General features: G+C 63.9%; 11 protein-coding genes. 6 read left to right on the plus strand and 5 right to left on the minus strand.

What is annotated here, in order from left to right; genetic code table 11:
• From ACH2DG_RS11240 to ACH2DG_RS11260, 5 genes are all read right to left on the minus strand, one after another.
• On the minus strand, window positions 1-817 hold an 817-nt coding region (locus ACH2DG_RS11240), incomplete at its 3' end, for an ABC transporter ATP-binding protein (protein ID WP_395026168.1).
• Between the two features lie 271 nt (window positions 818-1088).
• Window positions 1089-2111 carry an isoaspartyl peptidase/L-asparaginase family protein gene (locus ACH2DG_RS11245; protein WP_395026169.1) on the minus strand — a complete coding sequence of 341 codons (1023 nt, stop codon included), beginning with the start codon at window positions 2109-2111 and terminating at the stop codon, window positions 1089-1091.
• 27 nt (window positions 2112-2138) lie between these two features.
• Window positions 2139-3020 carry an alpha/beta fold hydrolase gene (locus ACH2DG_RS11250; protein ID WP_395026170.1) on the minus strand — a complete coding sequence of 294 codons (882 nt, stop codon included), beginning with the start codon at window positions 3018-3020 and terminating at the stop codon, window positions 2139-2141.
• 54 nt (window positions 3021-3074) lie between these two features.
• Window positions 3075-3536 (minus strand): type II 3-dehydroquinate dehydratase, encoded by a 462-nt coding sequence (gene aroQ, locus ACH2DG_RS11255; protein ID WP_395026172.1) that lies wholly within the window; start codon window positions 3534-3536, stop codon window positions 3075-3077.
• 147 nt (window positions 3537-3683) lie between these two features.
• A complete protein-coding gene (locus ACH2DG_RS11260; protein ID WP_184707394.1) occupies window positions 3684-4022 on the minus strand; it encodes a hypothetical protein in 339 nt (112 codons plus the stop codon).
• Between the two features lie 159 nt (window positions 4023-4181).
• On the opposite strand from ACH2DG_RS11260, the gene ACH2DG_RS11265 reads away from it, so the two are divergent.
• The 6 genes from ACH2DG_RS11265 (at window position 4182) to ACH2DG_RS11290 (ending at window position 13416) form a co-directional block, all read left to right on the plus strand.
• Entirely contained in the window at window positions 4182-5999 is a 1818-nt protein-coding gene (locus ACH2DG_RS11265; RefSeq protein WP_395026173.1) for a glutamine--tRNA ligase/YqeY domain fusion protein, read from the plus strand.
• A gap of 231 nt (window positions 6000-6230) precedes the next feature.
• Entirely contained in the window at window positions 6231-8720 is a 2490-nt protein-coding gene (locus ACH2DG_RS11270) for a hypothetical protein (RefSeq protein WP_395026174.1), read from the plus strand.
• A 244-nt stretch (window positions 8721-8964) separates the two neighbouring features.
• Window positions 8965-10359, plus strand: a complete 1395-nt coding sequence (locus ACH2DG_RS11275) for a YdgA family protein (protein WP_395026175.1) — start codon at window positions 8965-8967, stop codon at window positions 10357-10359.
• A gap of 170 nt (window positions 10360-10529) precedes the next feature.
• Window positions 10530-11615 (plus strand): acyltransferase family protein, encoded by a 1086-nt coding sequence (locus tag ACH2DG_RS11280; RefSeq protein WP_395026177.1) that lies wholly within the window; start codon window positions 10530-10532, stop codon window positions 11613-11615.
• Complete coding sequence (locus ACH2DG_RS11285; RefSeq protein ID WP_395026178.1) at window positions 11612-12127, plus strand: dihydrofolate reductase; 516 nt, start codon at window positions 11612-11614, stop codon at window positions 12125-12127. The genes ACH2DG_RS11280 and ACH2DG_RS11285 overlap by 4 nt, the downstream gene beginning before the upstream one ends.
• A gap of 203 nt (window positions 12128-12330) precedes the next feature.
• Window positions 12331-13416, plus strand: coding sequence for a metallophosphoesterase (locus tag ACH2DG_RS11290; RefSeq protein WP_395026179.1), 1086 nt, complete (start codon window positions 12331-12333; stop codon window positions 13414-13416).
• The last annotated feature ends 79 nt before the right edge of the window (window positions 13417-13495 follow it).

A 13495-nucleotide genomic window follows, 5' to 3' on the forward strand; every position in this document is an offset into this window, starting at 1 on the left:
GGTTGCGGGTGTAGGCCTGCTGCGGGTGGGCAAACAGCTGCACGCAGTCCTGCTCTTCCACCTTGTCGCCCCGGAACATCACCAGCACACGGTCGGCCACCTCGGCCACCACGCCCATGTCGTGGGTGATGAAGATCACGCCCATCGACATCTCGCGCTGCAGCTCCTGGATCAGCGCCAGAATCTGTGCCTGGATGGTCACATCCAGCGCCGTCGTCGGTTCATCGGCAATCAAGAGCGACGGCTTGCATGACAGCGCCATCGCAATCATCACCCGCTGGCGCATGCCGCCCGAGAGCTGGTGCGGGTGGCGCGTGAGCACGTTGCGTGCCTCGGGAATGCGTACCAGCTCCATCATGCGCAGCGCCTCGGCCATGGCCTCGCTGCGCGATTTTCCCTGGTGCAGGCGAATGGATTCGGCAATCTGCTCGCCCACGGTGAAGACGGGGTTGAGCGATGTCATCGGCTCCTGGAACACCATGGCCATGTCCGCGCCGCGCACCTGGCGCATCTGCGCGTTGCTGGCCTTGGCCAGATCCAGCTGGCCCGCGTGGCGCCCGCGCAGCAGCATGGAGCCGCTGTCGATCTGGCCGCCCCCGTTTTCCACCAGGCGCATCAGCGCCAGCGAGGTGACGGATTTGCCCGAGCCCGATTCACCCACCACCGCCAGCGTCTGGCCCGCATGCACGTCAAAACTCAGGTTCTTGACCACCTGCACCCGGCCCTGCTCGGTTTTGAAGCTGACCGACAGGTCACGAACCTGCAACACCGCGGGCAACGCAGCATTCTCGGCGGAGGAGTGTGCAAGGGTGGACATAAAATTGGGCTTTAGCGCACAAGCAGCAAGCGCAATGTGCTATGAAAAAAGGAATAGCCGCAGCAGATGCGGCACCCCGAAGACTGGGTTCCACTTTGGCAAGATCGCACGGATCTGCGCACTCACTTCGGTGACAGTCCTCGCATTGTAGAAAGCGCCGAAAGCGGTTTCATATGAAATTACCCTAGTGTTTTCACCTAAGTAAAACCCGTCATTGCATACAAAAAGGCTGCCTGCGGCAGCCTTGGTGCACCGGCGGAACCTGGATCGTTTATGCCGTTAGCAATTGATCGCTCTCATAGATCGCCACCAGTGGCTCACCCGCAACGCCGACCTGGCCGCGGTACATACCTTCGGAGTTGAAGCACAGCGACACCTCGCCGCTCGCGCCCACGGCAATCAGGCCGCCGTCGCCCCCCAGTGGCGGCAGCACGCGGTGGATGACGGCGCTTGCCGCGTCGTCCACACCGGCGCCCAGCAGCTCGATGCGCGCGGCCACGGCATGCGCGGCCGTTCCGCGAATGAAAGCCTCGCCCACGCCGGTGCATGACACCGCCACCACGCCGTTCTTGGCGTAGGTGCCAGCGCCCACCACGGGCGAGTCGCCCACGCGGCCGGGCTTCTTGTTGGTCAGGCCGCCGGTCGATGTGGCGGCCGCCAAGTTGCCATGCACATCCAGCACCACGGCGCCCACCGTGCCCATCTTCTTGCGTTCATCCAGGGGGGCATCACCCTTGCCTTGCGGCGCAGCCAGGCTCTGCGCGGTGTGGTCCAACGCCACGGTGTCGCTGCCCGATGCCCGGGCAGCTTCCTGCACCGTGCGCAGCTGCGCGAGGCGCTGCTCGGTGGAGAACCAGTCCCTGGCCACCATTTCACAGCCCTGCCGCTGGGCAAACTGCTCGGCGGCCGCGCCGATCATGAAAACCGGCCCGCCCGCCTCCATCAGCGCCTTGGCAGCGATGACGGGGTTGCGCACGGTGCTGACCCCTGCGATGGAGCCGCAGGCCAGATCGTGCCCACGCATGACGCAGGCATCCATCTCGTGGGTGGCGTCCGCTGTGAACACGGCGCCGCGCCCGGCATTGAACAGCGGGCATTCCTCCAGCAGGCGCACGGCCTCCACCGCCACGGCCTCTGCTGGCGCGCCTTCTGCCAGCTTGCGTTGGGCGCCCAGCAGGACATCGCGCAATGCATTGCGGTACGCCTGCTGCTGCGCAGGCGTGATCGACGCACGGGTGATGGTGCCTGCGCCGCCATGGATGGCAATGACGGGGGTGAACTTGGTAGAACTCATATTTTGATAGCTGCCAGCGCTTTACTATCAAGCGCCAGAGGCATTTTTTACATCAATAGTTGAGGAAAGCAGCGGCAACAGGGTCGCCATGAATGCGCGGGGCTGCTCGTACTGCACCCAATGGCCGCTGTCGGGCACGAGCACAAAATCCAGCAGCTGTGGCGTGACCGCTCGAAACTTGTCGCCCAGCGCGCCCATATAGGTTTTGTAGAGCGCATCGTGCGCGCCGTAGATGGCAGCCACCGGAGCCGCAATCAGCGGCAGCGACTGCGCCAGGATATCGGTATTGGCCAGGCGCCTGCGCGGCAGGCGGTCGCGCTGCACATTGTTCTGGTGCAGGGCCAGGGCCTCGTCGTCAATGCGGGTGGCGTCCCACAGCATCAAGGCACCCAGGTTGTAGCGGTGCACCTCGCGCTGCTCGGCCGCATCGGGCAGGTGGCGCCAGCCGCGCAGCACAAACTGTTTCTGCGGCACCACGCCCATGGCGGGGGCGCCCACCACCACCAGACGTTCGGCCGCATCGGGATGGGCTGCCGCCAGCATGCCGGCGGTCATGCCACCAAAGCTGAACCCGATCAGCTTGCAGGGCAGCAGGCCCAGCTGCTGCATGCCCTGGTACAAGGGCTCGACCATGGCATCGGCATCAAAACCGGCGGGGGGCGCGGCAGAATCGCCAAAACCCGGCAGATCGGGCAGCCAGATCTGGTGGCCCGCAGCCACCAGCGCGTCGATGTTGCGAATCCAGTGCGTCCAGCTGCCGCTGCCGCCATGCAGCATTACCAGCGGCAAGGCGCCCGGCTGGCGCGTGCCCCACATGTGCCACACCATCTCGCCGTCGCCGCAAGGCGTGGTCAGGCGGTTTGCGCGCGCCAGCAAGGCTGTGTAATCCGCAGGCATCTCAGAGGGCATGGCAGCAGGCATAGGCTCTGCCGACGTTGGCGCATGGTCCACCATGGGCCGCTTTCAGACAGGCTGCGCCAGCAGCACCTGCGCCACGGCATCGATGGCAATGCTGTAGCCCTGTACGCCCAGGCCGCAGATCACCGCCTTGGCCACCGGGGCGATGTAGGAATGGTGGCGAAAAGCCTCACGCGCATGCACATTGCTGATGTGAAGCTCGATCACCGGCAGATCGGCCCCTTTGATCGCATCCATCAGCGCCACGCTGGTGTGGGTGTAGGCGGCTGCATTGAGCACGACACCGGCCAGTTGGCCGTCGCGCTTCATCTGACCGGCTTCATGCAGCCAGTCGATCAGCGCGCCCTCGTGGTTGCTCTGGTGAAAGCGCAGGGCCAGCTGGTTGCGCGCGGCCGCCTGCTCGCACAGCCGCTCCACGTCCTGCAGGGTATGCGCGCCATAGATGGCAGGCTCGCGCAGCCCCAGCAGGTTCAGGTTGGGTCCATTGAGTACGAAGACGGTTTTCATGCAGGCTCCACAAGCGGTCTTTGCTATCGATTATCAGAGCAAAAGCGGCCGTCCTCATTGCTGGAGGCGACAGGAGAGCCAACAAAAAGCCCCGGCAAGCCGGGGCTGGTGCACACCCGCGCGGCACAGGCGCGGATGGGGGCGGGATCAGTAGCGGTAGTAATCGCGGTCGCGATCCCAGTGGCGGTGGTGACGGCGGTGGCCAGGAGGCGGGCCGTAGTACACGGGCGCGGGACGGTAGATCGGTGCCGGGCGATACACCACAGCCGGTGGCGGCGGCGCAACATAGACGGGTTGCGGTGCCACATACACAGGTTGTGGCGGCATGTACACGGGAGCCGGTGCCACATACACGGGCGCTGGCACATTGATGCCCACCGACCAAGAAACGCGGCTGGCATGTGCGGCGCCGGACACCAGGCCCAAGCCCGCCAATGCTGCGGCGGCAGCCCAGCGAGAGCACTGTTTCAGCGTTGAATTGGTCATTTGTTTCTCCTTGCGAGGGTGACCTTGAAAGATTGTCATCACAACCTTAACGTACGCCAACCCTCAAAAGATACCAAAGCGATTGCAAATTGTGGTTTCAAGACAGGATATCGTGTTGCCAATCGTAAACACCAGGGTAGTCCCTTAGAATAACCCCTTATGAATGCACCTGTCTCGAGCGCTTCGCACAGTGGTAGTGACGAAGTGGTCAAACCCACCAATTTTCTGCGACACATCATCGAGTCCGACCTGGACAAAGGCACCTACGCCGGCCGCCACTGGGGTGGCTCGCCAGGCGACGCCCAGCACCACCAGCAAGGCCAGGTGGACGAAGCCCGGCTGCGCACCCGCTTTCCGCCCGAGCCCAACGGCTATCTGCACGTGGGCCATGCCAAGTCCATCTGCCTGAACTTCGGTCTGGCGCGCGACTTCGGCGGCGTGTGCCACCTGCGCTTTGACGACACCAATCCCGAAAAGGAAGACCAGGAGTACGTGGACGGCATCATCGACGCCGTCAAATGGCTGGGCTTTGACTGGAAGGACCCGGACGGCCACGAGAACCTGTATTTCGCCAGCAACTACTTCGATTTCATGCACCGCTGCGCGGTCTACCTGATCGAGCAGGGCCTGGCCTATGTGGATGAGCAGTCTGCCGACGAGATGAAGGCCAACCGGGGCGACTTCACCCGCCCCGGCGTGAACAGCCCGTTCCGCGACCGTTCGGTGGCCGAGAACCTGCAGCGTTTTGCCGACATGAAGGACGGCAAACTGGCGGACGGCGCCGCCGTGCTGCGCGCCAAGATCGACATGGCTGCGCCCAACATCAACCTGCGCGACCCGGCCATCTACCGCGTGCGCCATGCCGAGCACCACAACACCGGCAACCAATGGTGCATCTACCCGATGTACACCTTCGCGCACCCCATCGAGGACGCATACGAGCACATCACCCACTCCATCTGCACGCTGGAGTTCGAAGACCAGCGCCCGTTCTATGACTGGTTGCTCGACAACCTGCGCACGGGCGGCCTGATCGACGCCCCCCAGCCGCGCCAGTACGAGTTCTCGCGCCTGAACCTCACCTATGTGATCACCAGCAAGCGCAAGCTCAAGCACCTGGTGGACAACCACTTCGTGACCGGCTGGGACGACCCGCGCATGCCGACCGTCGTCGGCCTGCGCCGCAGGGGCTACACGCCAGCGTCCATCCGCAATTTCTGCGAGCGCATCGGCGTGACCAAGGATTACGCCTGGATCGACTACGGCACGCTGGATGGTTGCCTGCGCGAAGACCTGGAGAACCAGGCCCACCGCGCGATGGTGGTGCTGGAGCCCGTCAAGCTGGAGCTGACCAACTGGGCCGAAGTATTTGGCAATGCGGACCATCTGGAACCATGCACGCTACCGGCCCTGCCCCACCACGCCGAAGGTGAAACGGTGCCCGAGCGCCATTTCACGCTGGGCCGCGAGGTCTGGATCGAGCGCGAGGACTTCGCCGAAGTGCCGCCCAAGGGTTACAAGCGCCTGTTCCCCGGCAACAAGGTTCGCCTCAAGGGCGGCTATGTGATCGAGTGCACGGGCTGCGAAAAGGATGCCGACGGCAATGTGACCAAGGTACTGGCCACTGTGGTGCCCGATACCAAGAGCGGTACGCCCGGCGCCGACAGCGTCAAGGTCAAGGCGGCCATCACCTGGGTGGGCGTGCAGGACGGCATTGAGGCCGAAGTGCGCCTCTACGACCGCCTCTTCACCGATCCCCAACCCGATGCCGGCGGCAAGGATTACCTCGCCCTGCTCAACCCCGACAGCCTGAAGGTGGTCACTGCCTATGTCGAGCCGTCGCTGAAGTCGGCCCAGACCGATGACAAGTACCAGTTCGAGCGCTTTGGCTACTTTGTGGCGGACCGCAAGGACCACACGGCCGACAAGCCGGTGTTCAACAAGATCACCGGGCTGAAGGACAGCTGGGGCAAATAAGGCCCGCGTCACAACGCTGCAACGTCGGAAAACCAAAGGCTGCTCACGCAGCCTTTTTTCATGGCTTCGGCATGGTCATTCGCGCTCTTAAAAATAGATTAAATTTATCAAAAATAAAGTATTAATATAATATTAAAAATATCTTCTATCATAGAAAAACCAGATCAACCAACAGATAGCCGTCCACAGCGCCTCTCGGGCGTCTGACAGCGGCAAGGGAGGAAAGCATCCATGATCCGATTCCTGAATCAACTGGCGCGCCGCTCAGCAGGCGCAAGCGCCGCCCTGGCCACTGGCCTGGCGGTGCTTTCAAGCGCCCATGCGCAGTCCACTCCCACCGTCTCCTGCTCGACGGATCCGGCCATCTTCAATACCGGCATCGACGGCACCAATGGCTACAGCATCAACAGCCCCAAGCTGCCGCTCGGAGCCACGGATGCCCATTGGTTCATCGCACCCGCCGACGGCCCGGTCACCAATGCGTCCACGGCGGCGGGCCTGAGCTACACCCAGGGGCCCCTGTACCGCCACCCGGCCTGGTACCCGTCGCCATTCAACAATGCAGAATGGATTGGCGTGAGCTGGGGCAAGAGTTACTACGTGTACCGCTACCAGTTCAATCTGGATCCCAGCGTCGATCCGGCTGGCTTCAACCTGAACCTGAGCATGTACGCCGACAACCAGGTCTCCCGCATCCTGGTCAACGATGCCGTCAATGACTACACCAACAATGGCACCAGCCTGGGCATTGGTGGCTTTCAGTCCAACGGCAAGGTCTCGCTCGTTCTCAATGCAGGTTGGAAGACCGGTCTGAACACCCTGTATGTCGTCACCGGCAACCAGGGCGATCCATCGGGCCTGCTGGTTCAATCTACGGGTACGGCCTCGTGTGCCCCGCCACTGAACGTGCAGAAAAAAGCAGTGAACGCGGACGGCACACCTTTCACGGGCCGCGCCACTGCCAATGGCCTCATCTACTACGACGTGACGGTCACCAATGCCAGCAGTGGCAATGCCAGCGGCACGGTGCTCAAGGACAGCCTGCCTGCAGGATTGCAGTCTGCAGCCAGTTCCTGGAGCTGCAGCGTGCCGGCAGGCAGCGCCGCAGTGTGTCCGGCACCAACGCCCAATACACTGCCGATCAATACCAGCCTGCCCAACCTGCCCGCAGGCAGTTCGCTGGTCTTTCGCGTCAACTCCCGATTCAGCAATCCGCTGCCCGCTGGCCAGGCGCTGATCACCAACACCGCGACCATTGAGCCACCGGCAGCGAGCGGGCTGACCTGCGACCCGCGTGATGGCTTTCCCACTCCCTGCTCGGCATCTGCATCGGTAGGTACGGCGCCCCTGGTGAGGGTGAGCAAGAGCGTCGCGTCACCCGGGCCGCTCTACCCTGGCGACACAGCGGTCTATACCGTTACCGTGAAGAATGAAGGCGCCGCCGACCTCGCCAATACGGCACTGAGTGATACCTTGCCTGCGGGCTTTGCTTCTGCCGCCTGGACCTGCCAGTCTCCCGTGGGCAGTCAGGCCGTATGCCCGGCTGCCAGCGGCAGCCTGGCTGCGGGCGGCACCTTGAGCCAGACGATTGCAGCCATGAAGGCCAATGCCAGCCTGGTCTACACCATCACCGCTACGGTCGCCAACATCACCAGTCCGGCTCCCGGCGTCGTCAATACGGCGCAGGTGACGGCCAGCGAGGCCGATGCGCTGTGCGTCAACCCGGATGGCACCACGTCCAGCACCAAGCCCTGCAGCGCCAGCGCCCCTGTCACGCTGTGGCCGCTTCCGGTGCTGGAGCTGACCAAGACCGTGGCGGGTGCTGGCACCTTCTATGCCGGCCAACCCGTGGTCTACACCATCACGGCAAAGAATGCCGGCCAGGTTCCGGTCTCCAATGCGAAGGTGGCCGATGCGCTGCCAGCAGGCCTTGTCAACGGTAGCTGGACCTGTGCGCCAGGTGCATCCACCCCCTGCCCGTCAGCCAGCGGGTCGGCGCCTCTCGATGCCACGCTGCCCGCGCTGGCCGCTGGCGACTCCGTCGTGTTCACCGTCTCGGCAACCGTGGCCGCACAGCCGCCAGCCAGCATCACAAACACCGCCACCCTGGATGCAGATGCGAAGAATAGCCAGTGCCAGCAGGGCGGGGCCATTGCAGGCACCGTGCCGTGCCAGGCCGCCCAGACCATCCAGACCGCCGCCCTGCCCGTTCTGGCCATCAGCAAGACCGTCGATGCAACAGCACCCTTGAGCCCCGGTGACGCATTGACCTACACGGTGACCGTGCGCAACAGCGGTGCTGGCGACCTGTCGCAGGTGACCATCACGGACCCGCTGCCGCCCAACATCGAACTGGGCGCCTGGACCTGCACCGCCACCGGCGCGGCGACCTGCCCTGCTGCAAGCGGCAGCGGCGCACTGAACCAGTCCGTTGCCTTGCTGCCTGCCGGCACAAGCCTGGTGTACACGCTGGCCGCCAAGATCGGTGCGCAGGCGCCTGCAGGCACCACTCTGGTCAATGAAGCCAGCGCAGCGAGCGCAGCCGCCGCCACGCAGTGCGAAGGCGGTACGCCCCAGCCCTGCAAGGCCAGCGCCTCGGTGTCCACCAAATCCACACTGCCGGGCGGGGCTGCACCCGTTCCCATGGACAAGCCCTGGGCGCTGCTGCTGCTGTCCGTGGTGCTGCTGGCAGGCGTTCTGCGCCAGCGGCAGCGAGGCTAGGCGCGCCCTGCTTCCTTCCTGCGACAGGCCATGTCAACATGACATGGCCTTTTTTCATGGCCGCAAAAGAATGCGGGGCCGCGCCGATGCATCACAGCCGCACCTTGCCGGTCACCACTTGCCCACCTTGGCGTGCACGCCGTGGAATTCGCCCTTCCTCCGCATACAATTCCCGCTTCATCAATTGCTGCGCCGCAATAGAACTCACACAACAAAGCAGGCGTGCGACACCAGTGGAAAACACATGAAAAAGCTTGGAATCGGGATTGCAGCCGCTGTGGCTGTGCTGTTGGCGGGCAGCGTTGCCACCAGCTACGTGATGGGCGGCAAGGTACAGGAGGGGTTTGAGTCGACCGCCAAGGAGTGGAGCAAGCCGCCGTTGACGGTGCAGGTGCAGAGCTATGAGCGCGGCCTGTTCAGCTCCACCGCCAAGACCCTGTGGACGGTGAACACCGGCGAGGAGCAATTGAGCTTTACCGCCAGCCACGACATCTCGCACGGCCCCTGGCCACGCGGCCACGCCGCAGAGATCGTCTCGCGCTTTGCCTGGAATGACGATGCGCCCCCCGAGCTGCTCAGCCTGTACAAGGACAAGTCGCCCCTGGAGTGGAACACCCAGGTCGGCTGGGCCCACACGTCAAAGCACCAGATGAGTTCGCCCGCGGTCGACGGCCAGTTCGACAAGGACAAGGTCAGCTTTGCAGGCCTGACGGCCGACTTCGAGATGTCTGCCGACCTCAAGGGCATGAAGGGCACAGCCACCATGCCCAGCCTGCAGCTGGAAGCGACCGCGCCGCCCGTGGACGATGAAGAAGGCGACAGCAGCGGCCCGGCCAAGATGCTGCTCAAGGGCAACAGCATGCGCTTTGACCTGTTCCAGCCCCAGGGGCAGGAATTCATGGTGGGCAGCGTGAACTGGAAGCTCGACAGCCTGAACACCGAGCCCAAGAATGGCGGCGAGCCCGTGCAGATCGATGGCCTGACCATGGACATCGATACCAAGCAAGAAGGTGATGTGGTCAACACCGGCGTCAATACCGCCGTCAAGCTGGTGACGATTCCGGGCAAGAAGATCAACGACATTGCCGTGGACCTGGCCTTGCGCAACCTCGATGCTGCCTGGCTCAACCAGTTCACCAAGCAATCGCAGCAAGCCCAGGGCAATCCGCAGGCGCTGCAGGCATTGATGATGGGCGGACTGCAGCAGTTGCTGGCGCGCAAGCCGGAGCTGGAGATCAAGCGCCTTGCCTGGCGCTCGGATGAAGGCGCAGCTGAGCTGTCGGCCGGTGTGTCCTACCAGGGCGACGCCACCAAGGGGCTGAACCCGGCCACCGACATCAAGGCCCATGCCAAGCTGAACATGCCCAAACCCGTGCTGGAGTCGCTGATGAGCAGCAGGGTGCGCGATGCCCTGATTGCCGACAATGAAGGCGATGAGGATTACGACGTGCAGCAACTGGCCACCCTGGTGCAGGACGATGTGAAGCTGCGCATCGACACCCTGATGCAGGCGGGCGTGCTGCAGGAAAAGGACAACCAGATGAGCGCGCTGATCGAATACGCAGGCGGCGAAGTCAAGGCCAACGGCAAGAAGCTGGGCGGCGAGGAAATGATGGGAGTGATGGCGGCCATGCCATAAGTGCCTGCCTGGCGGACACACACTGCTTGCACCGGCCTGCCTCGCAGGCCTTTTTCATGTGTTTCAGGCCGCCAGCGCACGCCCGCAGCGCGCATGCCGCTATCAAAACTCCATCAAAACGCTATCATCGTGCACCTTCACTCCCCCCGCCGAACTGCCCTCGCCCCGCCATGATCCAGTCCATCCAAATGCTGCGCTTTGCGGCGGCCATGTGGGTTGCGGTCTACCATGCGCAGCTGTGGGGCTGGTTTCCCCATGCGCCCTCATGGTTCCAGGCCATTGCAGCGGGGGGCTATGCCGGGGTGGATATCTTCTTTGTCATCAGCGGCGTGATCATGGCGCTGGGCACGGCACGCAGCGCGCCCGGCATCCGTGCCGCCAGCCAGTTTGCACTGACGCGCTTTGGCCGCGTCTACACGGGCTGGTGGCCGGTAATGGGCATCAGTCTGCTGACGCTTGCCGCAATCGGCAGCCTGCCGGCCGATGTCAATCTGCTGTCATCGGCCCTGCTCTACCCCAGCAATTTCTCGCTACATATCAGCAATGTGATCTGGACGCTGGTATACGAGTTGTATTTCTACCTGCTGGTCGCTGCCAGCCTTCTGCTGGCCCCGCCATGGCGCCAGCGTGCCATGGCGGCTTTGGCAGGCGCAATCGCGGCTCTGGTGCTCCATTTCTGGTTCACGGGCCGTTATGCCCCCGGCGCATTTGAGCGCGCCACGCTGCTCGTGTGGTTCTACGCAGCGCCACTGATGCTGGAGTTTTTTGCCGGTTATTTTCTTTACCTGCTGGTGCAGCGCTTTCCGCGCCAGCACTGGGGCTGGTGGTTGCTGGCGGCAGCCGTGCTGGCCGGTATGGCCGCCTATGTGGCCTGGTTCCACAGCCCGCACGCGCCGGGAATGAGCGGTTTCTTCCATTGGCCCGAACGCGCCCTGTGGGCGGGTTCTGCCGCCGTGGCACTTGTCGGTGCTGCCCTCTTGGCGCCCGTGCCGCGCAGCCCTGGCCTCCAATCGCTGCAGCACGGGCTGGGCCGCCTGGGCGACTATTCCTTTGCCATCTACCTGCTGCATCCTCTGGTGCTGTTGCTGGCGGGCCGCGCGCTGCAGGCGCTGGGCGCCCTGCCCCGCGCAGGCGCAGCGGTGGTCGTGCTGCTGCTGTTGGTCGCCTTTGCCGCGCTGTACCATCACGCCATCGAACGTCCTCTCTACCAGGCCTGCCGGCGCCAGATCGCCCGCTGGCTGGGCCCCTCAGCATGACCACACCACACATCCACCTCATCTACGCCCGTGCCGCCAATGGCGTGATCGGCATCAACAACCAATTGCCCTGGCACCTGCCGGAGGACATGGCCTTCTTCAAGCAGAAGACCGCTGGCGGCACCGTCATCATGGGCCGCAAGACCTGGGATTCGCTCCCGCCGCGCTTTCGCCCCTTGCCGGGCCGCCACAATGTGGTGGTGACGCGTCAGGCAGACTGGCAGCCAGACCCGGCATCCGCGCAGGTCACCGTCGCGGGTGATGTATCCCAGGCCCTGGATGCCGCCCGTGCCATCGGCAAACCGGTCTGGGTGATCGGTGGCGCGCAGATCTATGCCCAGGCGCTGCCCCTGGCTGATGAAGTGTGGGTGACCGAGATCGCACAGGATTTTGCCGGTGACGCCTACGCGCCCAGCCTGGGCGCCGAGTGGCAGCAAGCCTCGCGCGAAGCACACACCAGCGCCAGCGGATTGCCGTTCAGCTTTGTTTGCTATCGCCGCGCTGTCGCCTAGATACTTCGGGCAAAACGAGGCTATCAAAATTGATAGCTGATAGTGCTTACAGGTAAAGTGCCAAAGCCTGCTTTCGTCCTACAGCGGATTGCGCGCACCCTCTCTGGTGCAGCGCAACATAATCGGGCACAATGGGTCATCCGTTTGTAATACGCCGCAGCGCATGCATGAGTTCGCGCTGCACTGTTGATGGAACAGCGACGATGAGCCTGGTACATACCCTGCCCCCCGGCCCGTTGGATGTGATCGGTGATGTGCATGGCGAGCGCCAGGCACTGGAGCAGCTGGTCAGGCATCTGGGCTATGACGACGACGGCCGCCATCCGGCAGGCCGCAAGCTGGTGTTCGTCGGGGATTTCTGCGACCGCGGCCCGGACAGCCCCGGCGTGCTGGCCCTGGTGCGCCGCTGGGTCGAGGCAGGCCATGCCTACGCCGTGCTGGGCAACCACGAGATCAACCTGCTGCGCGACGACGCCAAGGACGGCTCGGGCTGGTTCTTTGACGAGCGCATCGAGGCCGACAACCGCAAGTACGCCCCCTACCAGCGCGCGGGCCGTGATTTTCCCCAGGCCATGTTCCCGTTCCTGCGCCAGCTCCCCCTGGCACTGGAGCGCGACGATATCCGCATCGTGCATGCCGCGTGGATGGACGAGAAAATCGCCCAGGCCCGCCAGATGCAGACCGGCGAGGTGGCAGACGACTACGACCGGCTGGAGGAAGGCGCTGCCGTCCATGCCCGCGCCCAGGGCATTCCGGCACGCTCCGCTGCCGAGAGTGCCGCCTGGCCTTACAGCCTGGAAGATGGCGCGCACCAGCCCCCCTTCATGCCCGCCCATGCCGACAGCGAACTGAACAAATCGCAGTACAACCCGCTCAAGGTACTGACCTGTGGCGTGGAACGCCGTGGTACCGAACCCTTCTTTGCCGGTGGCAAATGGCGCTTTGTAGAGCGCGTGGCATGGTGGGACCGCTATGCCGATGCCACTCCCGTGCTGGTGGGCCACTACTGGCGCCGCATCACGCCGGTCGACCGTGCCGTGCTGGGCAAGGGCGACCAGGACCTGTTTGCAGACATCGCACCCACGTCCTGGCATGGCCTGCGCCACAACGTGTTCTGCGTCGATTTCTCCGTCGGCGCCCGCTGGACGGCGCGCCTCGCAGGCACGCGCCCCGAAGACGACTTCAAACTGGCCGCCATGCGCTGGCCCGAGCGCGAACTGGTGCTTGACGACGGCAGCTGCCACACCACCACCGGCTTCATGACCAGCCCCGAATCCATCGCAGCCTGATACTGATACGGCAGCAACCAGAAACGCGTCCACGCAATCGCCACGCCATGTCTCGCCACCATGGCCCCAAGACTCCATG

The organism is Comamonas odontotermitis (assembly GCF_040396735.1).
GTDB classification, from domain to species: domain Bacteria; phylum Pseudomonadota; class Gammaproteobacteria; order Burkholderiales; family Burkholderiaceae_C; genus Comamonas; species Comamonas odontotermitis_C.